The organism is Sphingomonas sp. FW306-05-A (assembly GCF_058782275.1).
On the sequence record NZ_JBYSXN010000001.1, the window covers coordinates 904,371 to 928,177 of the forward strand.

Genomic DNA, 23,807 nt, shown 5'->3' on the forward strand with positions numbered 1-23,807 from the left:
AGGCCCGTTTTCCAGACCGTTCGTAACGCAGGAAACAATCGAGTTGGCGGCGTGACCGCAAGCGTGTAGCGCGCGCATCGGCGCCACCGACAGGCGGGCGCGTGTTTCTCGCCAAGATTTTCGCAGGGTTCCATGACGATTACGTACGACTGGAGTCGGCCGGAGAACGGTCTCAGCATGATCGTGCGGGGGGTCGTGCCGATCACGCGTATCCAGATTTACGGACAGCGCTGCAGCGGGACAAACGTCGTCGCGCAGACGCTCGCCACCAATTGCCCGACTGCTGCTCTGACCGACGAACTGGGCCACAAGCACTGGTTCGTCCCCCCGCAGACCGTTTTCCCCGAGGATACCCTGACGGTCGTCGTCGCGCGCGACGCCTTTGACTGGGCACGCAGCCTGCATCGCCAGCCGTGGCACGCGCACCCCGATTTGAAAGCCAAACCGTTCGAGAGTTTCCTGCGCAGTGAATGGCACAGTTGCTGGGACGAACACGTCCACCATATCGAACCGGGGCACCCGATGCTCGGCACCGAGATGCTTCACGAACGCGACCCGGCCACCGGCGAGCGGTTCCACAACTGCATTGCCAAGCGCACCGCCAAGCTGCGGCACTGGGCGGCGCTTCCGGCACGGGCGCACAACGTCGCGCTGGTCAGCTATGATGCCTTCGTGCGTGCTCCCGAGCGGTTCCTGGCGACGATCGCGATGGCCGCCGGACTGGAGCGCGTGCCGACGTTCACGAAGGTCTCGAGCTACAAGGGGCAGGGGCACGAACCCTATACGCCACAACGCTACGTCGCGTTGTCCGCAGACGATGCGGCGTACATCGAATCGTGGCTAGACCCCGAGGTAGAGGCGCAGTTCGGTCTGTCGCCATACCATGCGGACGCATTGCCGACCGCGGAGCGCGTGGCCGCCTGACCCGTCGGCGCTGACGCGATCAGCTTGCAATCGCGAATTGTGCGAAGACCCGGGCCGTCGTCTCGATCGGTCGTGGCGAAACCGCGATCTCGACCGGCGCGGCCGGCGGTGGCGGCGGCGGGGCGAATTCGGCCCGTTGCGATGCGCCCGTGAGCGTGATGTCGTTCATGGCGTTCTGGTCGTTGAGCGACAGCAGCGATCCCAGCTTGACGCCCGCGCCGCTGGCCAATCCCTCGGCCCTGGCGCGCGCGTCGGCGATTGCAGCAGTGGTTGCGCGCCGCTGTGCGTCGGCGGGGCTGGACAGTTCGAACGACTGCACCCGCGCATCCCGCGCTCCCAGTCGCGCCGCCAGGCCTGCCGCGGTCCCGGCCTTGGTGACGGCCGTCGTCCGTCCGTCGCCGCGAAGGCTGGCGATATATCCGGTGACCGTGCAGGCTCCCTCGCTGAGGCGCGGGCGATTGTTGTAATTGCCGGGTCCGTCACATTCGGGAGATCGCGTTTCGATCACGCTGACTTCACCCGAGGACAATCGCGTTTCCTGGCCGAGCAGTCCCGTCAGACCGGCAACGATCGCCTTCTGCTTGGTCGCGAGCGCGGTGCTGGCTGCGTCCGGCGTCTTGCCTTCGCCCGTCACCCAATAGACCAAAGTGGCGATGTCGGGCTTGGTCGACACGGTGGCCGTTCCGGATACCTGGATCGACGGTTCCCGGTCATGGGTTTGTTGCGCGGCCGCCGGAGAGCAGACCATCGCAAGCAGCAAGACGATCATCGGGCGCATCGCGAGTCTCCGGGTAGAGGCCAGTAGAGCGACAGCGTAACCGGCTTCACCATAAGTGTCTTTAGGGATCGAGACCGTGCCTCGTTTTACCGGTGAGGGGGTCAGGCCTCGACGTAGCGCGCGGCGGTTTCGCGGATCAGCGCGATCATGTTGGGAATGCCTTGCGTACGGTTGGAGCTGAGCTGCTTGCTCAGGTCGAACGGCGCGAGTTCCTGCGGCACGTCGGTCGCAAGGATCTTGGCCGGCGCCTGATCCTGCACCGCGAGTAGCACCAGCGCGATGATCCCCTTGGTGATCGCGGCGTTGCTGTCGGCGAGGAAGTGCAATGTCCCGTCGTCGCGCACCATCGGATAGACCCACACCGATGCCGAACACCCGCGCACAAGCGTCGCATCGGTCTTGAGCGGATCCGGCATCGGTTCGAGCTCGCGCCCGAGGTCGATCAGGAGGCGATAGCGGTCGTCCGCCTCGAGGAAGCTGTATTCGGATTCAATGTCGGCGAGCGTCTGCATGGGGGCGCTATAGGCGGGGCGGGCGGGGTTCGTCACGCAGGACTTGACGTCCGGCGTGACGAACCCCGCCCGGCGCTCCTCCCGGCTTATGCCGTTTCGAGCGACTCGCTGACCTGGAACCACACCGCTTCCGCCGCATCGAGCTTCTTGCTGATCTGCGCATGCTGCTTCGCAAGTTCCGCTGCGTTCATCCGCGATAGCCACGCCTCTGCGGCGGACGGATCCGCGATCGCGCGGTCGACGGCATTGAGCTGCTTGGTGAGCTTGGCGACCAACGCCTCGGCCTCGTGCGCCTTCTTCTGCAGCGCGACCGCAGCGGCGGAGAGTTGCGGCTTGTCGTCCTTCTTGACCGCCTTGGTCTTCGCCCCTTCGCCGCCACCGTCGCCTGCGAGCACGAAGGCGATATAATCCTCCATGCTGCCCGCATATTCCTTCGCGGTGCCGCCATCGACCAGCACCAGCCGGTCGGCGGTCAGCTCGACCATGTGGCGATCGTGGCTGACGAGGATGACCGCGCCGTCATAGGCGTTGAGCGCCTGCACCAGCGCCTCGCGCGCATCGACGTCCAGATGGTTCGTCGGTTCGTCAAGGATCAGCATGTGCGGTGCGTCGCGCGTGATCAGCGCAAGCGCCAGACGCGCGCGCTCGCCGCCCGAGAGCTTGCCGACCTTCTGCGTCGCCTTGACGCCCGAGAAACCGAACCGCCCGAGCTGCGCGCGCACCGCGCCGGGCGTCTTGCCCGACATCTGCCGAGTCATGTGTTCGAGTGGGGTGTCGTCGCCGTCGAGTTCCTCGACCTGATATTGGGTGAAATAGCCGACGCGCATCTTGCCGCTGGCGTTCATCTCGCCGTCCATCGTCGGCAATTGCGCGGCGAGCAGGCGGGCGAGCGTGGTCTTGCCGTTGCCGTTGCGGCCCAGCAGCGCGACCCGGTCGTCCGGATCGAGCCGCAGGTTAAGCCGCTGGAGGATCGGCTTTTCCGCGTAACCGACCGCCGCCATGTCGAGCGTGATCAGCGGCGGGCGCAATTCCTCAGGCGACGGAAATTCGAACGACAGCGTCGGATCCTCGGCCATCGAGGCGATCGGCTGCATCTTGGCAAGCATCTTCTGGCGGCTCTGCGCCTGTTTCGCGGTCGAGGCGCGCGCGCTGTTCTTGGCGATATATTCGCTGAGCTTTGCCCTTTGCGTGTCCTGCGCGGCCTTGGCGGCGGCGAGCTGGGCGACGCGTTCGGCGCGCTGGCGTTCGAAACTGTCGTAGCCGCCGGTGTAAAGGTGGACCTTGCCGCCCTCGAGGTGGAGGATCGTGTCGACCACATTGTTGAGCAGATCCCGCTCGTGGCTGATGACGACCATCATCGCGGGGTAGGATTTGAGGAAGTTCTCGAGCCACAGCGTCGCTTCGAGATCGAGATGGTTCGAGGGTTCGTCGAGCAGCAGCAGATCGGGTTCGGAGAACAGCAGCGACGCAAGCGCGACGCGCATCTTCCAGCCGCCCGAATAGCTGTCGAGCGGTTGGCCCTGCATTTCCTCGTCGAAGCCGAGGCCGACGAGAATCCGCGCGGCGCGGGCGGGCGCGGTATAGGCGTCGATCGCGATCAGGCGTTCGTGGATTTCGCCGACGCGGTTGGGGTCCTGGCTCGTCTCGGCCTCGACCAGCAGCTCGGCGCGCTCGGTGTCGGCGGCGAGCACCTGCTCGATCGGCGTGGTCGTGCCCGAGGGCGCTTCCTGTGCGATATAGCCGATGCGGGTGCCGCGCGGCATCTCGATCTCGCCGAGGTCGGGTTCGAGCTGGCCGATCATGACCTTCATCAGCGTGGACTTGCCCGCGCCGTTGCGTCCGATCAGACCGACGCGACTCTTCGGCGGCAAGGCCGCGCTCGCGCCGTCGAGAATGGCGCGCCCGCCGAGGCGCACCGTGATACCGTTGATGTTCAGCATGTGCGATCGCGTAGCAGAATGTTGCGCCGCACCCAATAGGGCTGATCCTGGTGCCCATGCGTTGGTGGACATTCCCGGTCCGAGGCCGGATGATGATCGCATGAGGACACGACCATGAGCGTAGCGTTTCGTCGCGAGAGCGACGACGAACATCTCGAACCCAAGTTCGAACGGCCGATCGCGCCGGGGCCCAATCTGGTGACCGCGCGTGGACTCGCGCTGATCGATGCCGAAATCGCACGGCTGGATGCAGCATTGGAACAGGCATCCGAGGAGGATCGCCCCGCATTGCTGCGCGAGCAACGCTATTGGCACACCCGCCAGACGACCGCCGAAGTCGTTCCGGCGCCCGAGCCCGGCGAGATCGGGATCGGCAGCCGCGTAACGATCCGAATGGGGGGCACCGAGCGTGTGGTCGAGATCGTCGGCGGCGACGAGGCGGATCCGGCAGAAGGGCTGATCGGCTATCAGGCACCACTCGCGCGCGCGTTGATTGGCGCGGAAGTGGGAGAGACGGTCGAGTTCGGCGGGAAAGCGGATGCCATCAAGGTGGTGCGTATCACTGAAGCTTCATAGCGAGCGTGGACGCGCGTGATCTGATCCTGACGCGCATATGTCTGGCGGTCGAGCAGTACGGAAACCGTGATTGCTTGTTGGCGCGGATGTCGTTGCCTAAAGCTGTTGCATGAACATAGTCTATCGTGACGCGCTGGAAGCTGATCTGCCTACCATCGTGCAATTGCTCGCGGACGATCCGTTGGGTGCGCAACGCGAAGATGCTTCGGTGCCGCTGTTGCCTGCCTATCTTGCGGCGTTCCAAGCGATCGCGACGCTCGATCATCAGCGGTTGGTGGTCGCGGTTGACGGAGAGCGGATCGTGGGCACGATGCAATTGCTGGTCGTCCCCGGCTTGTCGATGCGGGGCGCGAGCCACGGCTATATCGAAGCGGTCCGCATCGTTGCTGACCTCAGGGGGCAAGGGGAGGGGGAGCGTTTCGTTCGCTGGGCCGTCGCACAATGCCGTGACGCGGGCTGTGGCACGGTGCAGCTGGTGTCCGAAGGGTCGCGAACGGCGGCGCATCGTTTCTGGCAGAAATGCGGGTTCGTCCCTAGCCATGTCGGGTTCAAGATGCGGCTCTGAACCTCTGGGAGCTACCCGCTCGCTCGTCCCGCACACAAGTTTCTAGCGTAGACCCTCCGCGTCGTCCGATCGCAACGGAGTGTGGAGGTCGCCATACTTCAGTTCCAGATACCGCCCTTGCACCGCGACCGCGTCGAGCGCGCCGTGCGACAGATTGTCCGTCATGCGTGCCACCTCCATGTCAATCAGGCGCAGACCGTCGATCAGATGATCGTTCGGGGTCCGGCCATTGGCTTGCGGGACCGTGCGTCGCGAGACCGGGACGGCGCGCCAGCCGTCGACGAGGTCGGGAAGTTCGGTTGCGATCAGGGTGCGAACCGCGTCAGCGGCCGGGCTTTTCGGGTCGAGCCGCGCGGTCTGCGGCGCAAGCTCCGAAAAGCGCTGCGTGAGCGCATCCGCGAGTTGCGCCGCGGGCAGCGGCAAGCCACGGCGTTGGGCGGTCAGCCAGAGCGTCGTCTCGGCGGCAAGATCGGGGAGCGTTGCTTCGGCCAGTGCCGCGCGACCGCGGGGCGCTGCCTTGGAATGGTGCGCGATCATGACGGTCAGCACGACCATCGTCGCGATGGCGAGCGCCGTCGCGATGGTTGGCGCGAACACCATGCCAAGCGTAGCCCAGACCAGCAGCGCAGCGACCAGCGCCAGCGCGAGGCGCGCCAACACCCGCCGCTCGCGCCGCTGCCGCGCTTCCTTCTCGCGACGTGCCTGCGCGCGGCCCTCGGGCGACAGGCGACGCAGCAGTTCCTCGGCTTGCGTCAGGCCAACGTCGGCGAACCCTGCCGCCACGCCGCGTGCGCGACGGACGATCTCGTCGCCCTGACCGGTCCTGCCCTGACCCGTCCCTTCGTCGTGCATCACGTCCTCCTGCCGTCGTGGACTGCTGCCAGTCTAGCGCGGCAGCGTGATCCGCGCCACCAGCCCGCCGCCATCGCGGTTCTCGAGCGTGATGTTGCCGCCCGCATCGCGCACGATCGATCGCGCAAGCGCAAGGCCGAGGCCGATCCCGCCGGTCTCGCGATTGCGCGAGGTTTCGAGCCGGGTGAACGCATCGAACACATCCTCGAACCGGTCGCGGGGAATGCCCGGACCCCGGTCGCACACCGCGATCTCCACCGTGCGCGCGGTCTCGGTGACCATCACCTCGGCGGAGCCGGCATATTTGATAGCGTTTTCAATCAGGTTGCGCACCGCGCGCCGCATCAACCCGGGGCGCAGCCGCATCCGCAGCCGTGCAGCTTCCTCGAAAACGACGTCGTTGCCGAGGTCGCGGAAATCCTCGACCACCGCATCGACCAGCGCGGCAAGATCGACCTCGGTCGGCGGCTCGCTCGGTCGGCCCAGCCGTGCGAGCGACAGGATGTCGTCGAGCGTGCTGTTCATTTCGGCGATCGTCTCGGCCATCTTCTCGCGGTCGGTATCGTCCTCGACCGACTCGATCCGCACGCGCAGCGCCGCTAGCGGAGTGCGCAAATCGTGCCCGATCGCGCCGAGCATCCGGTCCTTCTCGTCGAGCATCGCGGTGACGCGGAGCCGCAGCGCGTTGAACGCGACGATCGTGTCGCGCACGTCCTGCGGCCCCCCCTCGACGACGGGAACGTCCACTTCGCCGGGGACGAAGCTGCGTGCGGCGTGGGCGAGACTTTGCAGCGGGCGGGAGATCCGCCGCCCGGCCCAGAGCAACGGGATCAGCACGATCGCATACAGGATCAGCGTCTGCGCCACGAGCCGCCACAGCAACCAGTTTTCGTTGCGCGACCACGGCAGGTTGAGCGCGAGCCAGCGATGATCGCTCCGTTCGACCGCGATCACGAGTTCGCCGCCGTCGCGCAGCATCCGTTCGAGCCGGTCGCGCCGGACAAAGCGCAGCCGCGGATTATTCGGTGATAGCGGGATCACCTGGGTTTCAATCTGTCTGGGGGTAATCCCGACATCATGCAGGGCCGTGCGTAATGCCACCTCGATCTCGGGCCGGCGCGTATCATCGATCCGGATCGGCGAGGCGGCGACCAGCCGCATCCGGCGGTTGTTTGTGCTGAGCAGCCGCCCCGCTGCGATCCGTTCCTCGGCATCGACGATCCGCGCGACCGCGGGACCGGTCGCCTGTTCGATCCGGGCCTGGCGGCGCTCCTGCAGGAACAGCGTGAAATTGATCGCCTGCGCGAAGAACAGCGCGAGTGCGATCAGCAGCGCCATCTGGCCCGAAAGGTTGCGGGGTAGCAGCCTCAAAGCCGGGTGACTTCGGCGGCGAGCGTATAGCCGCCGCCCCATACCGTCTTGATCAGGTCGGGAACCTTGGGATCGGCCTCGATCTTGCGGCGCAGGCGGCTGACCTGATTGTCGATCGCGCGGTCGAACGCGGCGGCTTCGCGGCCTTGCGTAAGATCGAGCAACTGGTCGCGGGTAAGCACCTGCCGCGGGCGCGTGACGAGCGCGTGGAGCAGGTTATACTCGCCGGTCGACAGCGGCACGGACACGCCGTCGCGATCGACCAGCGTGCGCTCGCCCGATTTGAGCACCCATCCGGCAAAGGCGAACGATCCGCTTTCGGGCGCATGCTGCCGCACGCCACCCGCCGCCGCGCGGCGCAGGATCACCTTCACGCGGGCGGCCAGTTCGCGCGGGGAGAAAGGCTTCACGACATAATCGTCCGCGCCCATCTCGAGCCCGACGATACGATCGGTCTCCTCGGTCCGCGCGGTGAGCAGGATCACCGGAATCTCGCCGGTCTCGCGGATGTGGCGGGTCAGGCTGAGGCCGTCCTCGCCCGGCATCATGATATCGAGGATGACGAGGTCGATCGCATAGGCGTTCATCCGCGCCCGCGCCCCTTCGGCATCGCCCGCCTGCGTCACGCGGAAACCCTGCCGCGTCAGATATTGCGCGAGTGGTTCCCGGATCGAGCGTTCGTCATCGACGAGCAGCAGGTGTGGCGTGTCTCCCATGGGGTCGGGGTGTAGCATGATGCTCCGATCAGGGAAGCGAGGGCTGTACAGGCGCGGGGCGCTTCTCCGGCCCGGTCGCGCGGGGGCTTATTGGGCAGGCGGGCGCGCGGGTTGGGCGGGGGCGATCGCATCGGCCGGGTCGGTGCGGGAGGCGCGCTGCGCGGCGCGAGCGTTTTCGGTCCAGGCCTTCATTTCGTCGGCGGTGATCTGTCCGTCGCGATTGGCGTCGATCCGGTCGAAGCGATTGCCCGACTGGACCAGAAATTCGGGACGCGACAGTTTGCCGTCATGGTCCGCGTCCGCCCGACCGATCATCCGCGCGCCCGGCCCCGGCATTTCGTCGGGCGTGAGGAAGCCGTCGTGATTGGCATCAAGCCGGTCGAACCGCTGGCTTGCCTGGCCGTCGGCCTCAGCGCGCGAAATCTTGCCGTCCATGTTGGCGTCGGCGCGGGCCATGCCGGCCTTCGGGTTGGCGGCGGGGGGGTGCTGCGCGGCGACGGAAGCGGGCATGGCGAGCGGTGCGGCAAGGATCGCCGCGACGACCACGAACAGTTGCTTGTGCATTACCGGTTCCCTCCCGGGGCTGGATGCCCGTGTCACCATAGGTACGCCTATCGAGCGTAGCTGTCCCCCGGATGTGTCGGCAATGCGCGAAACTGTATCAAAGTGTCGCCAAAGCGCGCGATACCGGCTTAATATGGACTTGATACCGACGCAGAACTGCTGCGATCAGCCGAAAATTGCGACACTTTGCATGGCTTGAGCGATGGGTTCGCCGTCTGCGTTCCACACTATCATCGTCTGGCTCGATCCTCCGGCGACCGCGTGATCGGTTCGGGCCGACAGCAGCCACCACCCATCCGTAGTGCGCGGCGTGGGGGTGAGCAGGTTGACGATCCAGGTGAGCGAACTGAGCGGCACGAAATCCTTGCCAAACAACTTGAAAGCGGCGGGCGGAAGCGCATCGCCGATCGCCATCAGCTCCACCATGGCGTCGATGCCCGTGTGGTCGCGCAACCGTGCCCAGCGCAGCCACTCCGCCTCGCCGAGCGCGCGGTCGCCATCCTGCTTGAGATCCAGGAAGTTGAAGTTGCCGGTAAAAAACTCGTCCGGGCCGGTGTAGAGCGTGACGTCCGGGGCAGGCGGCGGAAGCGGTTTGCGCAAGGCCCCCTGCAAGTCGACCCGCGACGGGTGCCCGTCCATGAAGACGAACGTCGCCCGGTAACCGAGCCCCGCGTCCGACGTGATATCCGCCTGAATAAACGCGGCATTGCGTCCGCGCCGCAGCTTGGTTGCGGTGACGGTGATGTCGCCGCTAAGCGGACCGATAAACGCAACTTGCGCCGAACGCAGCGGCGGGAGGTCCGGTTCGATGGCCTGCGCGGCGTGGAGCGCGAGCGCGCTCGACAGGCCACCATAGGCCGTCCGCCCCTGAAGCCAGTCACTTGGTACCTGGGCGCGGAACCCGTGCTCGACCGGAGTCGCGGCAGCGATGATATCGGAGATCGGCGTCATGCGGAGAGCAACTCGCGCAGGTCGCGCTTGAGCACCTTGCCGATCGCGCTGCGCGGCAGTTCCGCGATCGCATGGAGCGCGGACAAGCGCTGCGTCTTGCCGAGCTGCGCGTTGGTCCATTCGAGGATGTCATCAATGCTGGCGTCGACGCCGGTATGCGGCACATAGAACCCGACCGGGGTCTCGCCCCAGGCTTCCGAGGTTATGCCAACGATGCTGCAATCGGCGACCGCAGGATGCTGCGACAGCACCGCCTCGATGTCGGTGGGGTAGATGTTGAACCCGCCCGAGATGATCAGATCCTTCTTGCGGTCGAGCAAGGTGAGGAACCCGTCTTCGTCGAACCGCCCGACATCTCCGTGGCGAATGAAGCGGTTGCCGGTCGCATCGAACCATTCCGCCGCCGAGGTCGCTTCGGCGCGACCGTGATAGCCGGTCATCATCGCGGGCGAACGGCCAACGACCTCGCCCATTTCACCCGGCGCGACTTCGTGGCCGTCGTCGTCAATCAGCCGGATGTCGTGTCCCTCGATCGGGCGGCCGACGGTGTGGAGCTTGTCGGGATGCGCGTTGGCGACGAGCAGGCAAGTTCCGCCGCCCTCGGTCATCCCGTAATATTCGACCAGCAGGCCGGGCCAGCGCGCGACGACGTCGGCCTTGAGCGCGGCGGAGAAGGGGGCGCTGGTCGACGTCTTGAACACGAAGCTCGACAAGTCGAAGCGGTCGAAATCGGCGAGGCCCATGATCCGGCTGTACTGGACGGGGACGAGCATCGTGTGCGTCGCGCGGTGGCGTTCGGCGAGTTGCAGATAGCCGCGCGCGTCGAACTTCTTCATCAGCACGGCCGTTCCGCCCCAACCGAGCGTCGGCAGGAAGCTGACGAGCGTGGTGTTGGAATAGAGCGGCGTCGCGATGATCGTGACGGCTTGCGCGAACCCGGCGGCCTCGTTGCGGTTGATGTGTGCCCAGCGCATCGCGTGGCTCTGGACGATGCCCTTGGGGGTGCCGGTGGTACCCGAGGAATAGATGATGTTGAACGAGTCTTCCGGTGCGATCGCGACCGGCTGCGCCCGCGCGCCTTCGGGGGCGATCCAGTGGCCGAGCGACTTGAGGTGGACGAGCTTGCCGGGAATGCGGTGCCCGCCCATCGCGGCGGCGGCGTCCGCGTCGACGAAGGTGATCGGCGCGGCGCAGTCCTCGATCATCGCGACGATCGCCGCCGGCGTGGACGAGGGAGCGATCGGGGTGGCAACGCAGCCGACGCGAAGCGCGCCGAGGAAGACAGCGGCATAGTCGATCGTGGCCGCGCCGACGATCGCGACGGCGTCGCCCTTGCGGACGCCATCGCGTTGCAGCGCGGCGGCGATCCGGTCCATCAGGGCATCGAGCGCGGCGTAATCGATCTCCCCGTCGGACTCGGCCAGCGCGACCTTGTCGCCGTTTTCCTGCGCATGGGCGCGGACGAGATCGGGGAGGGTGGCGAAGTCGCTGGCGAGGAGATCTGCTGCGGTCATGAAGTCTCGTTTCGGAATCCGGAAGTTCGAGTCTGCTAAGGGAGATAGGGGTAGAATGCCATACGGGACGTTCGAAAAGGAGGTGGGCGGACCGATCTGGTCGAGTTCACGTATCTCCCACTTCCGTTCGGGCTGAACGAAGTGGAAGCCCCTTGCGCAGCGCAAGCCCTTCGACTTCGCTCAGGGCGAACGGGTTGGGAAGGGCAAGCGCGTTACCGCGCTGCTGCGGTCTGCCCAAACAGAATCTTCTTCGCTTCCTCGGTCATCGGCTTCTGTTCGCTCACCTCGGCCCCCTTGGCATAGGCCGTGACCGTCGCAGGGCGCGCCGCGATCGCCTCGAACCAGCGCTTCAGATTGGGGAAGTCCTCAAGCTTCTGCCCCTGCCGCTCATGCGGCACGATCCACGGATAGGCCGCCATGTCGGCGATCGAATAGCTCCCGGTAACGAACTCCCGCCCCTCCAGCCGCCGGTCGAGCACGCCGTACAGACGATTGGTTTCCTTGACGTAGCGGTCGATCGCGTAGGGGATCTTCTCGGGCGCATAGCCGCTGAAATGATGGTTCTGTCCAAGCATCGGCCCGAGCCCGCCCATCTGCCACATCAGCCATTGCACCGTCCCGGTCCGCCCGCGGACGTCGGCGGGGATGAACTGGCCGTACTTGTCGGCCAGATACAGCAGGATCGCACCGGACTCGAAGATCGTGATCGGTTCGCCGCCGCCGGCCGGATCGTGATCGACGATGGCGGGCATGCGGTTGTTGGGGGCGATCTTAAGGAAGTCTGGCTGGAATTGCTCGCCTGTCCCGATGTTTACCGGGATGATGCGATACTCGACCCCGGCTTCTTCAAGAAAGAGCGTGATCTTGTGGCCATTGGGCGTTGGCCAGTAATACAGGTCGATCATGCGCGCGGCTCCTGATGATGTTGCCCGGGAGATGGGGTAGCGGTCACACCTCCGCAATCGCGCTCGCCGCAGTCGGGAAACGGTCGAGCACTTTCCACAGGACGATGACGAGCGCAGTGAGCGCCAGCGCGGCGGCGAGCAGGAACGCACCACCGACGAAGCCCTGGCTGACTCCGGCGGCGAGGGCCTGGGTCATCAACAGCGGGCTGATGATCGAGGCAATGCTGCCGAGGCTCCCCATCCCGCCCTGCAACGCGCCCTGTCGATCGGGGCCGACCATCCGCGACAGCAGGCCGTTGACGGAAGGGCCGACGAAGCCGGACAGCGCGGCGATCGGCATGATCGCATAGGCTTGCCACCCTGCGCCGATGAAGGCGAACGCGAGAAACCCCGCCGCATCCGCCGCGAGCCCGATCACCAGCGCGCGCCGGTCGCCGATCCGCGCGATCACCGGGCCGACGACCAGGCCCTGCACCAACGCCATGATCAGCCCGATGTAAGCCAGGCTCCACCCGATCGCGCTCGGTCTCCAGTCGAAGCGAATCGTCGCCCAGAACGCCCATGTCGCGGGATAAATCATGTGCGAGAGCTGGTAGACGAAGCATGTAACGAGCAGCGGTACCGCGATGCGCATGGCGAACAGCGGCTTGAACGCGCCGATGATATGCGCGTCGCGCCAGCGGAAGGCGCGGCGGTTCTCGCGCGCATGGGTTTCGGGCATCGCGACCGCCATCACCGCGGCGTTGCCAAGCGCGAGCACCGCCGCGGCGATGAACGGGGCGCGCGGGCCGAACCCTGCCAGCAGTCCGCCGATCGCAGGGCCGATCACGAAGCCGATCCCGAAGGCTGCGCTGATATAGCCGAAGGCGGCGCTGCGGCGCTCGGGCGGGGTGACGTCGGCGATCACCGAACTTGCGGGGCTATAGATCGCCCCCGCAATCCCGGCGACGGTGCGCCCGAGGAACAGCCACGAAAGCGTCGGTGCGACCGCCATCAGCGCGTAATCCACCCCGAATGCGAGCATCGACGCGATTAGTACCGGGCGACGCCCGAAGCGGTCACTGAGGTTGCCGAGCACCGGCCCCGCGACGAATTGCGCGAGCGCGAAGGCGACGAGCATATAGCCGGCGACACGCGTCGCCGCTTCGAGGTCGATGTGGCCGAGGTGTCGAAGCAGCGTGGGAAACACCGGCATGACGATGCCGAAGCCGATCGTGTCGATCAGCACGGCGGCGAGAACGATCGGCATGGCGCGACTGGTAGCTGGCATTGGACGGTCCCCCCCGGGATAACGAGTTTACGCGGAGTTTGACCGGGCGCGACTCTTTTTGTCGCGGTACGCACCCGACGGTTTCGCGCCCCTTCAAAGCCGGGCACGCAATTCAGCGATACCCACCCATTACCGTTCGCCCTGCGCGAAGTCGAAGGGCCGCTCGCGTCTTCTACCGAGCTTTGTGGGAAGAGAGGGCTTCGACTTCGCTCAGCCCGAACGGGGGGTGATGGCCGGGCCGCGTTCAGTTTCGCATGGACGGCAGCAAATGCCCTTCCACGTACCGTCTTTGCGCTTCCAATCCGACCCGATCTATGGCATCGCGCCGCCATACCCGATCTTCAGTTTTTGCAACCAAGGACAGGTTTCATGGCAACCGCGCCCGAACTCGACACTCCAGCGACTGCGCTCGACGCCTTCCGCGAAGAGGCGCGGGATTGGCTTGCCAAAAATTTTCCGCCCGCGCTCAAGGGCAAGGACAATGCGATGTCCGCGCTCGAGGGTCCGAGCGACCCGTCCGCCGACGAAGTCGCGTGGCAAAAGGCGATGGGCGAGAAGGGCTGGGGCGTCCCTGGATGGCCCGCGGCCTATGGAGGGGGCGCGCTCGACAAGGCGCAGATCCGCGTGCTGCAGGAAGAAATGGCGCGGATCGGCGCATGGAACCCGATCGGCGGGATGGGCGTGATGATGTTCGGCCCGACGCTGCTCGAATATGGCACCGAGGAACAGAAGCGCGAGCATATCCCCGCGATCGCCAAGGGCGAAGTGCGCTGGTGCCAGGGGTATAGCGAACCCAATGCCGGGTCCGATCTCGCCAACGTCCAGACCTATGCCGAGGACAAGGGCGACCATTACCTCGTCAACGGGCAGAAGACCTGGACCAGCGGCGGGCAGTGGGCGGACAAATGCTTCGCGCTCGTTCGTACCGACAAATCGCAGAAGCACGGCGGGATCAGCTTCCTGTTGCTCGACATGACCGCCGAGGGTGTCGACGTGAAGCCGATCCGGATGATCTCCGGTCAGTCGCCGTTCTGCGAGACCTTCTTCACCGACGTGAAGGTGCCCAAGGGCAATCTCGTCGGGCGTGAGGGGCAGGGCTGGGAAATCGGTACGCGGCTGTTGCAGCATGAGCGCTCGAGCCTGTCGGGCGGCGGGTCCGCCTCGCGGCTGTTCGCGGGCAAGCCGGTCAACGCGCTCGCCAAGGATTACCGCGGCAGCGACGAGCAGGGCCGGGTCAACGATAGCGACCTGCGCATGCGGATCGTGCGGCACGAGATGGACGCGCGCGCCTTCGCGCTGACGCTGCGGCGCGCAGCGCTCGAGGCGAAGTCGAACCAGGGGCCGTCCGCCGCCACCTCGATCATGAAGAACGTCGGCGCGCGGATCACGCAGGATCGTGCCGAATTGTCGATCGAGATCATGGGGATGGCGGGGCTTGGCTGGGAAGGCGACGGCTTTACCGACGCGGAGCTCGAGCAGACCCGCACCTGGTTGTGGGGCAAGGCGGTGTCGATCTACGGCGGCTCGACCGAGATTCAGAACAACGTGATTTCCAAGCGCATCCTCGGGATGCTCGACCACCAGTAACAACAGACAGGCGGCCGCGACCGCGGCGCGCCGGAGAGGGGCGGGGTGAAGGATGGCTGAAGCCATTCTCCCCCGTTTTCTCCCAACCAAAAGCGGGGATAGCGACATGGCCGTACTCAACGACGAACAGACGATGCTGCGCGACATGGTGCGCGAGTGGGCGGACAATGAAGCCCCGGTCGCTGCCTTTCGCAAGATGCGCGCCGCCGCCCCGGCGGAGGGGTATGACCCGGGCACCTGGGCTACGCTGGCCGAGATGGGGCTTGGTGGCATCGTCATTCCGGAAGCATTCGGTGGCACCGGTTTCGGCTATCTGTCGCTCGGGTTGGTGTTGGAGCAGCTCGGGCGCAACCTCGCGGCCTCGCCGCTGGCGGCGAGCGCGGCTGCGGCAAGCGCGATCGTGATGGGCGGATCGGATGCGGCGCGTGCAGAATGGCTGCCGCGGATCGCAAGCGGTGAGGTCGTCGCGACGCTCGCGGTCGACGAGGGGCCGGTCCATGCGCAGACCGGGCTCGCCACGCAGGTCGTCGACGGCGCACTGACCGGAACCAAAATGTTCGTCGCTGAGGGCGATGGCGCGACGCTGTTCGTGGTCGCTGCGGCGGACGGGCTCTATCTCGTTTCCGGCGACACAGGCGTGACCCGCGCGTCGCGCGCGATGGCGGATTCGCGCAGCCATGCCGAAGTTCGGTTCGTTGCGGCTCCCGCGATCCGACTTGGGGATGCAACGCTGACCGCGCAGGTCGTCGACCGTGCGACCGCGATCGTGTGCGCAGAAATGCTCGGCATGGCGGAACAGGCGTTCCATACCACCAACGATTATCTCAAGACGCGTGTCCAGTTCGGGCAGCAATTGTCGACGTTCCAGGCCTTGCAGCACCGCATGGCGAAGCTGTTTACCGAACTGGAACTGATGCGCTCGGCAGTGGAAGGGGCGCTGGAGGCGATCGACGCGGGGCGGTCGGACCTCGACCAGTCGGTCAGCCTCGCCAAGGCAATCGCAAGCGACACGCTCAACCTAATGAGTCGCGAGATGATCCAGCTGCATGGCGGGATCGGCATGACCGACGATTATGATGCGGGCTTCTACATCAAGCGCGCACGTGTGCTGGAAGCGATGTGGGGCAATGCGGCGTACCACCGCGAGCGGTTTGCGCGACTGAACGGGTATTGACCGTGCGTCATCCGTTTGGATGATCGATCCTTTATCGATATTTTAGAAGATTCGTTCTGGCCGTTACGGACAGAACGGCTGTTATGACTTTTCTGCAACACTGACGTCATGTCGCGTCAATACGCAGTTTCTGGTGCTTGACGACGGTCCTCTCTAGGAGCATTCGAGGATAGGGTACGGAGCCGATCAGCGTTCCGATCCGGGGAGAGATAAAGATGCCCAATACGCGGTATTTGGTGGCGTGTGCGCTTTCGGCTCTGGCGATCGGGACGGCCAGTCCTGCGATCGCCCAGCAAGCGACCCCACCGGCGGGAACGCCAGCGCCCGCACCCACCACCACGCAAGTCAACGAAAGCCAGGACGATACCGGCCAGGACATCATCGTCACCGCGCAGGGGCGTGCACAGTTGCTCGCCAATGTGCCGGTAGCGGTGTCGGCGGTGTCGGCGGCATCGCTTGCCAATTCAGGCGCGAACGACATTCGCCAGTTGAGCCAGCTCGCACCGTCGCTGCTGGTGTCGTCGACCGGATCGGAAGCCAATGGGTCGCCGCGCATTCGCGGTATCGGTACCGTTGGCGACAACCCCGGCCTCGAAAGCTCGGTCGCGGTGTTCATCGATGGCGTGTATCGGTCGCGCGCGGGCATCGGGCTTAACGAGCTTGGTGAAATCGACCGGGTCGAAGTGCTGCGCGGCCCACAGGGCACGCTCGGCGGGCGCAATGCTTCGGCAGGCGTCATCAACGTCTTCTCGAAGAAACCAAGCTTCACCTTTGGTGGCAACGCCGAGGCGACCTACGGCAATTATGATTTCTACCGCCTTGCCGGCGCGGTCAACGTGCCGCTCACGCAGACGATCGCGGCACGCGTCGATGCGGTGTACGTCAAGCGCGACGGCTTTTACCGCGACACGACCAACGACACCGACATCAACAACCGCGACCGTTACTTCGTTCGCGGGCAGATCCTGTATCAGCCGAGCGCAGATTTCTCGCTTCGGCTGATCGCCGACTATACGCATCGCGACGAAAAATGCTGCGCCGCGACCTATGTCGACAATTCGGTCAATTCGTTCGTCGGCAACCTCAACAACCCATCCACCCCGCTCGCGCCGTTGCAGGGGACGGGCAACAACATCGTCAACGTGCTGCGCGATCTCGGCCAGCCCTTGTCCCGGATCAACAACGCCGGATACAGCCGGGATGTCAGCGTCAGCCGCGGCCGGAGCTTTGCGGGGATCACGACCGACAAGGGTATTTCGGGCCAGATCGACTGGGCACTCGGCGGGATTAATGTGACCTCGATCACCGCTTACCGCGAGTATAAGAGCGACCAGGGGTCGGACACCGACTATAGCTCGGTCGATATCCTGTACCGTGCCGCCGATGGCAATTCGCTGCGGCAGTTCAAGACGTTCACGCAGGAATTGCGGTTGCAGGGCAATCTGTTCGACAACAAGCTCGACTGGCTGGTCGGCGGCTACTTCGCAAACGAAGATCTGACCGTGACGGATAATCTGCGGTTCGGCAGCCAGTACGGCCGCTTCGCGACCTGTCGCATCGTATCTGGTGGTGGCCTCGCGGCATTGTATTCTCCGACATCCCCTGCGTGCCTTGGTGCGCGACCAGCGGCGTTCGGGGCCGCATCGCCGCTGATCTATGCCGCATTTGACCGGCTCGACGGGATCAATGACAAGGGTTCGACGCTCGATCGCTACACCCAGAACAGCCGCAATTTTGCGGCCTTCACCCACAACATCATCCACCTGACTGACCGGCTCGATGTCACGCTTGGCGTGCGCTACACCAACGAGACCAAGAAGTTCGCGGCGACCTTCGGCAACGACAACACCGCTTGCGTCGCCAACCAGGCCGCGCTTACGCCGTTCCTGACCAACGCCGCGCTGTCGGCGGTCGCGGGCGGGATCATCGGCCTGTCGTGTCAGGGCAATTCGACCGCCGAACTGAACGGCGTGTCGATCAACAGCAAGCGGCACGAGGATCGCTTCAGCGGCACGGGCATCCTGTCGTGGCGTCCGTTCGACCACATGCTGCTCTATGGCAGCTATTCGCGCGGGTATAAGGCGGGCGGGTTCAACCTCGATCGGTCCGCGCTCAAGAACCCGATTCAGGTGTTTAACGGTGCTCCGACGACCACCTTCGCAGCGGTCGGCGGTGCGCAGGCGCTGGTCGGCAACCTTCAGTTCGACCCCGAGACGGTGACGTCCTACGAAATCGGCGCGAAATACGGGACTGGCCCGTTCACGCTGTCGGCGGCGGCGTTCCGGCAGGAATTCAGCAACTTCCAGCTCAATACGTTCAATGGCACGGTTTTCTTGGTCCAGAACGTCAACGGCTGCACCACCAGCCTGAACGGCGGGGACCGCGATCTCAGCGCCACCACCGGACGGTGCGCGAGCGGCGATACCAGCTACGGCGTACTGTCGCAGGGTGTCGAGCTGGAAGCGTCGCTGGTCCCGATGCGCGATCTTCGCGTCAATCTGGGCGGGACCTACCAATCAACACAATATCGCGAGAACGTGGTCGGCAACAGCAGCGGTGCGCCGCTCGATCCCGCGCTCCGCGTGCTGCCGGGCAAACAGCTGTCGAACGCGCCCAAGATTGTCGTAACCAGTTCGGTCGCCTGGACCCCGCGGCTTGGCGACAGCGGCCTTTCGGCGTTATTCTATGTCGATAGCCGCCTGAGCGACAATTATAACACGGGTTCGGATCTGTTCCCACAGAAGGGGCAGGACAGCTTTGCGTTGTTCAACGCGCGCGTCGGCCTGCGTGGCCGCGAGGAGCGGTGGGCGATCGAATTCTGGGGGCAGAACATCTTCAACAAGAACTATGCGCAGGTCGCGTTCAACTCGCCGTTCCAGGCGGGTACGACCAGCGCGCCCTATGTCGATCCGCGCTATCCCGGCGGTCGACAGCTCTTCTCGCAATTCCTTGCCGAGCCACGCACCTACGGCGTGACCCTGCGGGGCAAGTTCTGATCGCGTAACGCGACAGGCAGGCGGCCCGAAATCCGCCAACCTTCAAGCCGCTGCCTGGCGTAAGCCCCGGGTGGCGGCTTTTTCATGGATGGCATCGCGCCCGTGCTGCCCTATGGTCGTGCGATGCCAAAGCGTATCAGCACCAGCACTCTCAAGGGTCTGCCGACCCGTGAACAGATCCTCGATTTCATCGCCACGTCGGATGTGCCTGCCGGCAAACGCGAGATTGCGCGCGCCTTCGGGCTGACCGCTCAGGACAAGATCCTGTTGAAGGCTTTGCTTAAGGATATGGCCGATGAGGGCCTGATCGACAGTGCCCCGGGCCGCGCGTTTCACAAGATGGGCGGCGTTCCCAAGGTGACCGTGTTGCGCATCATGGACGTCGACGACGGCGGCAACATCTGGGCCGTGCCCGAACGCTGGGATTCCGAGGCCCCGGCCCCGAAGCTGCGCGTTCGCGATCGCAAGAACGGAGCGCTGGGTGTCGGCGATCGTATTCTCGCGCGGACCGAGGAAGCAGGGCAGGGCTGGATAGCGCTCCCGATGAAAGTGCTGCCGCGCGGCGAAGACCTCGTGCTGGGCGTACTGCGGCAGGAGCCCGGCGGCATGTGGCTGCAAGGCGTGGAGAAGAAGGAGCGGTCCGAGTTCCTGGTGTCGGACGCCGGCGGCGCGCAGGCGGGCGATCTCGTGCTGGCGGAACGCGCAGGGCGACCGCCGCGGGTCACGGTACGCGTGACGCAGGTGCTGGGCGACCCATTCGCGCCGCGCAGCTTCTCGCTCATCGCGATCCATAAACTCGGCATTCCCGACGTCTTCTCGTCCGAAACGCTCGACGAGGCGGTACACGTTGCGGCGCAACCGCTGGGCGACGACCGCGAGGACTTGCGCCACTTGCCGATCGTCGCGATCGACCCTGCCGACGCGCGCGACCATGACGATGCGGTTTGGGCGATGCCCGACGACGATCCTGCGAATGGTGGCGGCTGGAAGGCGATCGTCGCGATCGCCGACGTGTCGTTCTATGTTCGTCCGGGGTCTTCGCTCGACCGCGAGGCGCGGCGGCGCGGGAACAGCGTCTATTTTCCCGATCGCGTCGTGCCGATGCTGCCCGAGAGCCTGTCCGCAGAAATGTGTTCGCTCAAGGAAGGCGTCGATCGCGCTGCGCTAGTCTGCCATTTGCGGATCGCGAAGAACGGCACGCTGCTGTCGTGGCGCTTCACTCGCGCGGTGGTGCGGCTTGCGGCGAACCTGGCGTATGAGGATGCGCAGGCGATGGTAGACGCTCATCAGGTTGGGGGTGGGGCCGTGCCTGTTTCAGACGGTGTGTCTACTGCACTCTTCCACCCCAACCCCTCCCCCGAGGGGGAGGGGCTTGAACGTGGATCTGGCGCTTCGCCGGAAGGTCAGGGGCTTGATCCCATCCTTGCCGCGCTGCTTCCCCTCTGGGACTGTTGGCGCGCGCTCAATAAGGCGCGCGAGGCACGTGCGCCGCTCGATCTCGACCTGCCCGAACGCCGCGTGATGCTCGACGAAATGGGACGCATCCTGTCGGTCGCCCCGCGTGAACGGCTCGATGCGCACAAGCTGATCGAGGATTACATGATCGCCGCCAACGTGGCGGCGGCCAAGGCGCTGGAGGCGAAGAAGGCCCCGGTGATGTACCGCGTCCACGAACAGCCGGGCCGCGAGAAGATCGTCGCGCTCAAGGACTATCTCAAGACCTTCGGGATCGAGTTCGCGCTAGGGCAAGTGATCCAACCGCGGACGTTCAACCAGATCCTCGCCAAGCTCGCGGATGACGACATGCGCCCGCAGATCATGGAGCAGGTGCTGCGGACCCAGACGCAGGCCTATTACTCCCCCGCCAACATGGGCCATTTCGGACTCGCGCTCGGTAGCTATGGGCATTTCACCTCGCCGATCCGGCGCTATGCCGATCTGCTCGTCCACCGCTCGCTCGTTGCTGCTTACAAGCTCGGGCCGGGTGGCCTGACGGACGGCGAAACCGCCGGGATGGAGCGGATCGGCCAGTCGATCTCGCAGTTCGAACGCCGCGCGATGGAGGCGGAGCGCGACACGATCGATCGCTACGTTGCGGCATTCCTGTCGGAGAAGGTCGGTGAAGTGCTCGAGACGCGGATTACCGGTGTCACCAACTTCGGCTTCTTCGCGACCGTCGAGGGGATCGGCGGCGACGGCCTGATGCCGGTCCGCGACATCGGCGGCGAATATTTCCGCTTCGATGAAGCCGCGCGCACGCTGACCGGCGATCAGACCGGCACGGTCTACGCCAGCGGCCAGAAGCTGCCCTTGCGGCTTGCCGAAGCCAACCCGGTGACGGGTGCCTTGCGGTTCGAGATGGTCGAAGGGCGCGGTGCCGCACCGGTCCGCGACGACCGCGGCAAGCCGTCCGGCAAACCCGCCGGGCGCGTGCTCAAGCGGCGTGGGCGACCTGCGAACATTCGGCACCAGGGCAAGAAACGTTAGAAAAGCGCACCTTTTCCGCCAATCTCATCCTAAAAGCCGTCTGTCCGTTCGGTGCAAAAGGCCGAAACTCCACGTCACGCCTCTATGATATGCAGATATTCCGGACGCCGTGACGGTGCGGGACAAGGGTGGGAACGTGGCCGCAGCGCGAAAAGTTAGGGTTGGCTCGCTGCGCACATCATCCACGCGTCGTCCGATCAAGCGGTAAGCAATCGTGAAACGTGTCATGCCGCAATCGAACTGGCTGCGACATTTCGACGATGTCGAGGCGTTGGCCGGGATGGGATCGTGGCGACTCGATCTGGCGAGCGCGACGATGGAGTGGAGCCGGCAGGCGCGGTGCCTGTTCGGACTCGATCCCGACGCGCAAGGTCCGCCGTGGGACCGCTTCCTCACCTTCTATCCTTTTAACGACCGCATGATCCTGATGCAGGCAATCGATCGGTCGATCGATACAGGTAAGTCGTTCGAGGTCGAGACCGACATCGTCGCCGATGGGGGCGAACGCCGTCGTATCCGCAATGTCGGCAAGATCGATCCGGGCGATGGCGAGGCGGGGTGCCTGATCGGGGTATGTCAGGACGTTACCGCGCAACGCGAGATCGAGCGCGCGCTCGAGCGTAGCGCGCTCATCGACGAACTCACCGGGATCGCCAACCGTGCGGCACTCAACCAGTATCTGAACGATAAGGTCGACAAGCGACGGGCGTTGGGTGGATTTGCGGTCGTCTTGCTCGATCTGGACAATTTCAAGTCGGTTAACGACACCTATGGGCATCATACCGGCGACGACGTGTTGCAGAGGACTGCGGCGACGCTGGCCGGCCACGCGCAGGAGATCGGTTTCGCGGCGCGCCTAGGCGGGGATGAGTTCGTGCTCGCGATCACCGCTCAGGAAACGATCGAACGGCTCCGCGGCTTTTTGGCGACCTTGCTTAACGATTTGTCGATGTCAGTCAGCGGTGATGCCGGAACGATCACCGTCCGGGCGACGATGGGGGCGTGCCTGCTCGACGAGGGGATCACCACGCGGAGTGATATCCTTCGCCGCGCCGACCTGTCGCTCTACAATGCAAAGGCGCTGGGCAAGGGACGCGCGATGGTTGCGGGCGACTTGAGGCCGATCATGCCGGACCAGAATTTTCCGGGCTGATCGCTGGTCTCGTTCCCGTTGTGCCCGGGTTTACCGTCGCAGCGGCCCCCGTTCGTCCAGAAGGTTGCGGATCGTGGTTGCGGCGACGCCCGCTTCCCCCATGGCGTGGCTAATCTGGTCGAGGCCCTTCACCACGTCTCCTGCCGCGAACAGCCCGGGGATCGAGGTGCGCTGGTGGTCGTCGACTTCGAGACATCCCTCCGTGGTGGCACGCGCCCCCGCGGCTACAGCCAGCTTCGAGCGGATCGTCGAACCAAGCGCGGGATAGACGCTGTCGAACGCAAGATCGCCGCTTGCGGTCGTCACCACCATCCGGTCACCCTCGATCCGCATGGGGGAGCAAGGCCCGTCGAGATGGCCGATCCCGGCATCGTCGAGCTTGGCTAGGCAGGTGTCGTCCAACTCGTGATGCGCGCCGGGCGCGATGAGCGTCACGTCGCGCGTATAGCCGCGCAAGAACAGCGCTTCCTTCATCCCGTGGTCGCCGGTGCCGATCACTCCTACGCGCATGTCGGTCACTTCGTAGCCGTCGCAGATCGGGCAGTAGCGGATCAGCCCGCGTGCGAGCGCCGTGTCATGCACGGTGCGGTCCATCTCCGGTCGGATGTTGACGACCCCGGTAGCAAGCAGCACCGCGCGCGTCGGAAACACGCGGTCGCCGACGTGGACGTCGAAGTCGTCGCCGGTCGGGCGGATCTCAGTCACCTCGGCGGCTTCGCGCACCGCGCCGAATTCCTCGGCCTGGTCGAGCATCAGCCCGAGCAGGTCGGTCCCCTTGATCCCACCGGGATAACCCGCGTGGTTGTGCGTTCGCGGGATGAGCGCCGCACGGCTGCTGCCGCAGTCGAACAGGCGGATCTTCAGATGGAACCGCGCAAGGTAGATCGCCGCGGTGAGGCCAGCGGGGCCGGCGCCGATGATGATACAGTCGTCCATGGCTGCGATACGTCTGCACGGTCGCATCGTTCCTTG

General features: G+C 65.2%; 20 protein-coding genes. 8 read left to right on the forward strand and 12 right to left on the reverse strand.

The window, feature by feature from the left end; all coding sequences use genetic code 11:
- The first annotated feature begins 132 nt into the window (after positions 1–132).
- Positions 133–924 carry a hypothetical protein gene (locus AC3WJR_RS04240; protein ID WP_492722542.1) on the forward strand — a complete coding sequence of 264 codons (792 nt, stop codon included), beginning with the start codon at positions 133–135 and terminating at the stop codon, positions 922–924.
- A gap of 19 nt (positions 925–943) precedes the next feature.
- On the opposite strand, the gene AC3WJR_RS04245 is transcribed toward AC3WJR_RS04240, so the two are convergent.
- The 3 genes from AC3WJR_RS04245 to AC3WJR_RS04255 form a co-directional block, all read right to left on the reverse strand.
- The gene (locus AC3WJR_RS04245) at positions 944–1,702 is read right to left on the reverse strand and encodes an SIMPL domain-containing protein (protein ID WP_492722544.1); all 759 of its coding nucleotides are present in this window, start codon (positions 1,700–1,702) and stop codon (positions 944–946) included.
- Positions 1,703–1,803: 101 nt separating this feature from the next.
- Complete coding sequence (locus tag AC3WJR_RS04250) at positions 1,804–2,214, reverse strand: SufE family protein (protein ID WP_492722546.1); 411 nt, start codon at positions 2,212–2,214, stop codon at positions 1,804–1,806.
- An 86-nt stretch (positions 2,215–2,300) separates the two neighbouring features.
- Complete coding sequence (locus tag AC3WJR_RS04255) at positions 2,301–4,154, reverse strand: ABC-F family ATP-binding cassette domain-containing protein (RefSeq protein WP_492722548.1); 1,854 nt, start codon at positions 4,152–4,154, stop codon at positions 2,301–2,303.
- Positions 4,155–4,268: 114 nt separating this feature from the next.
- Between AC3WJR_RS04255 and AC3WJR_RS04260 the strand changes: the two genes are divergently transcribed.
- A complete protein-coding gene (locus AC3WJR_RS04260) occupies positions 4,269–4,730 on the forward strand; it encodes a GreA/GreB family elongation factor (protein WP_492722551.1) in 462 nt (153 codons plus the stop codon).
- Positions 4,731–4,839: 109 nt separating this feature from the next.
- Positions 4,840–5,295, forward strand: coding sequence for a GNAT family N-acetyltransferase (locus AC3WJR_RS04265; protein WP_492722553.1), 456 nt, complete (start codon positions 4,840–4,842; stop codon positions 5,293–5,295).
- A 42-nt stretch (positions 5,296–5,337) separates the two neighbouring features.
- On the opposite strand, the gene AC3WJR_RS04270 is transcribed toward AC3WJR_RS04265, so the two are convergent.
- The 8 genes from AC3WJR_RS04270 to AC3WJR_RS04305 all read right to left on the reverse strand — a co-directional run bounded on the left by AC3WJR_RS04270 (position 5,338) and on the right by AC3WJR_RS04305 (position 13,438).
- Positions 5,338–6,147 (reverse strand): hypothetical protein, encoded by an 810-nt coding sequence (locus AC3WJR_RS04270; RefSeq protein WP_492722556.1) that lies wholly within the window; start codon positions 6,145–6,147, stop codon positions 5,338–5,340.
- Between the two features lie 33 nt (positions 6,148–6,180).
- On the reverse strand, positions 6,181–7,485 hold the full coding sequence (locus tag AC3WJR_RS04275) for a sensor histidine kinase (RefSeq protein WP_492722558.1): 1,305 nt from the start codon (positions 7,483–7,485) through the stop codon (positions 6,181–6,183).
- A 29-nt stretch (positions 7,486–7,514) separates the two neighbouring features.
- On the reverse strand, positions 7,515–8,234 hold the full coding sequence (locus AC3WJR_RS04280) for a response regulator (RefSeq protein WP_354280257.1): 720 nt from the start codon (positions 8,232–8,234) through the stop codon (positions 7,515–7,517).
- 87 nt (positions 8,235–8,321) lie between these two features.
- Positions 8,322–8,798: an EF-hand domain-containing protein gene (locus AC3WJR_RS04285; RefSeq protein ID WP_492722561.1), complete on the reverse strand. Its 477-nt coding sequence runs from the start codon at positions 8,796–8,798 to the stop codon at positions 8,322–8,324.
- Between the two features lie 165 nt (positions 8,799–8,963).
- Entirely contained in the window at positions 8,964–9,749 is a 786-nt protein-coding gene (locus tag AC3WJR_RS04290; RefSeq protein ID WP_492722563.1) for a thioesterase family protein, read from the reverse strand.
- Positions 9,746–11,263, reverse strand: coding sequence for a class I adenylate-forming enzyme family protein (locus tag AC3WJR_RS04295; protein WP_492722565.1), 1,518 nt, complete (start codon positions 11,261–11,263; stop codon positions 9,746–9,748). Before AC3WJR_RS04295 ends, AC3WJR_RS04290 begins: the two co-directional genes overlap by 4 nt.
- Before the next feature lie 212 nt (positions 11,264–11,475).
- Complete coding sequence (locus tag AC3WJR_RS04300; RefSeq protein WP_492722567.1) at positions 11,476–12,168, reverse strand: glutathione binding-like protein; 693 nt, start codon at positions 12,166–12,168, stop codon at positions 11,476–11,478.
- 43 nt (positions 12,169–12,211) lie between these two features.
- Complete coding sequence (locus AC3WJR_RS04305) at positions 12,212–13,438, reverse strand: TCR/Tet family MFS transporter (RefSeq protein WP_492722569.1); 1,227 nt, start codon at positions 13,436–13,438, stop codon at positions 12,212–12,214.
- A gap of 369 nt (positions 13,439–13,807) precedes the next feature.
- On the opposite strand from AC3WJR_RS04305, the gene AC3WJR_RS04310 reads away from it, so the two are divergent.
- The 5 genes from AC3WJR_RS04310 to AC3WJR_RS04330 all read left to right on the forward strand — a co-directional run bounded on the left by AC3WJR_RS04310 (position 13,808) and on the right by AC3WJR_RS04330 (position 22,835).
- A complete protein-coding gene (locus AC3WJR_RS04310; protein WP_492722571.1) occupies positions 13,808–15,025 on the forward strand; it encodes an acyl-CoA dehydrogenase family protein in 1,218 nt (405 codons plus the stop codon).
- Positions 15,026–15,131: 106 nt separating this feature from the next.
- The gene (locus AC3WJR_RS04315; RefSeq protein ID WP_492722573.1) at positions 15,132–16,199 is read left to right on the forward strand and encodes an acyl-CoA dehydrogenase family protein; all 1,068 of its coding nucleotides are present in this window, start codon (positions 15,132–15,134) and stop codon (positions 16,197–16,199) included.
- Positions 16,200–16,414: 215 nt separating this feature from the next.
- Complete coding sequence (locus AC3WJR_RS04320) at positions 16,415–19,195, forward strand: TonB-dependent receptor (RefSeq protein WP_492722575.1); 2,781 nt, start codon at positions 16,415–16,417, stop codon at positions 19,193–19,195.
- A 123-nt stretch (positions 19,196–19,318) separates the two neighbouring features.
- The gene (locus AC3WJR_RS04325) at positions 19,319–21,682 is read left to right on the forward strand and encodes a ribonuclease R family protein (protein WP_492722577.1); all 2,364 of its coding nucleotides are present in this window, start codon (positions 19,319–19,321) and stop codon (positions 21,680–21,682) included.
- A 214-nt stretch (positions 21,683–21,896) separates the two neighbouring features.
- The gene (locus AC3WJR_RS04330) at positions 21,897–22,835 is read left to right on the forward strand and encodes a sensor domain-containing diguanylate cyclase (protein WP_492722579.1); all 939 of its coding nucleotides are present in this window, start codon (positions 21,897–21,899) and stop codon (positions 22,833–22,835) included.
- A gap of 30 nt (positions 22,836–22,865) precedes the next feature.
- Here AC3WJR_RS04330 and AC3WJR_RS04335 read toward each other — a convergent pair whose 3' ends face one another.
- Positions 22,866–23,771, reverse strand: coding sequence for an NAD(P)/FAD-dependent oxidoreductase (locus AC3WJR_RS04335; protein ID WP_492722581.1), 906 nt, complete (start codon positions 23,769–23,771; stop codon positions 22,866–22,868).
- Positions 23,772–23,807: the final 36 nt, after the last annotated feature.

What these genes read in the sequence shown, in the direction of transcription:
- AC3WJR_RS04240 (WP_492722542.1), top strand. Translation starts at nt 133, where the DNA reads ATGACGATTACGTACGACTGGAGTCGGCCGGAGAACGGTCTCAGCATG.
- AC3WJR_RS04245 (WP_492722544.1), bottom strand. Translation starts at nt 1,702, where the DNA reads ATGCGCCCGATGATCGTCTTGCTGCTTGCGATGGTCTGCTCTCCGGCG.
- AC3WJR_RS04250 (WP_492722546.1), bottom strand. Translation starts at nt 2,214, where the DNA reads ATGCAGACGCTCGCCGACATTGAATCCGAATACAGCTTCCTCGAGGCG.
- AC3WJR_RS04255 (WP_492722548.1), bottom strand. Translation starts at nt 4,154, where the DNA reads ATGCTGAACATCAACGGTATCACGGTGCGCCTCGGCGGGCGCGCCATT.
- AC3WJR_RS04260 (WP_492722551.1), top strand. Translation starts at nt 4,269, where the DNA reads ATGAGCGTAGCGTTTCGTCGCGAGAGCGACGACGAACATCTCGAACCC.
- AC3WJR_RS04265 (WP_492722553.1), top strand. Translation starts at nt 4,840, where the DNA reads ATGAACATAGTCTATCGTGACGCGCTGGAAGCTGATCTGCCTACCATC.
- AC3WJR_RS04270 (WP_492722556.1), bottom strand. Translation starts at nt 6,147, where the DNA reads ATGCACGACGAAGGGACGGGTCAGGGCAGGACCGGTCAGGGCGACGAG.
- AC3WJR_RS04275 (WP_492722558.1), bottom strand. Translation starts at nt 7,485, where the DNA reads ATGGCGCTGCTGATCGCACTCGCGCTGTTCTTCGCGCAGGCGATCAAT.
- AC3WJR_RS04280 (WP_354280257.1), bottom strand. Translation starts at nt 8,234, where the DNA reads ATGGGAGACACGCCACACCTGCTGCTCGTCGATGACGAACGCTCGATC.
- AC3WJR_RS04285 (WP_492722561.1), bottom strand. Translation starts at nt 8,798, where the DNA reads ATGCACAAGCAACTGTTCGTGGTCGTCGCGGCGATCCTTGCCGCACCG.
- AC3WJR_RS04290 (WP_492722563.1), bottom strand. Translation starts at nt 9,749, where the DNA reads ATGACGCCGATCTCCGATATCATCGCTGCCGCGACTCCGGTCGAGCAC.
- AC3WJR_RS04295 (WP_492722565.1), bottom strand. Translation starts at nt 11,263, where the DNA reads ATGACCGCAGCAGATCTCCTCGCCAGCGACTTCGCCACCCTCCCCGAT.
- AC3WJR_RS04300 (WP_492722567.1), bottom strand. Translation starts at nt 12,168, where the DNA reads ATGATCGACCTGTATTACTGGCCAACGCCCAATGGCCACAAGATCACG.
- AC3WJR_RS04305 (WP_492722569.1), bottom strand. Translation starts at nt 13,438, where the DNA reads ATGCCAGCTACCAGTCGCGCCATGCCGATCGTTCTCGCCGCCGTGCTG.
- AC3WJR_RS04310 (WP_492722571.1), top strand. Translation starts at nt 13,808, where the DNA reads ATGGCAACCGCGCCCGAACTCGACACTCCAGCGACTGCGCTCGACGCC.
- AC3WJR_RS04315 (WP_492722573.1), top strand. Translation starts at nt 15,132, where the DNA reads ATGGCCGTACTCAACGACGAACAGACGATGCTGCGCGACATGGTGCGC.
- AC3WJR_RS04320 (WP_492722575.1), top strand. Translation starts at nt 16,415, where the DNA reads ATGCCCAATACGCGGTATTTGGTGGCGTGTGCGCTTTCGGCTCTGGCG.
- AC3WJR_RS04325 (WP_492722577.1), top strand. Translation starts at nt 19,319, where the DNA reads ATGCCAAAGCGTATCAGCACCAGCACTCTCAAGGGTCTGCCGACCCGT.
- AC3WJR_RS04335 (WP_492722581.1), bottom strand. Translation starts at nt 23,771, where the DNA reads ATGGACGACTGTATCATCATCGGCGCCGGCCCCGCTGGCCTCACCGCG.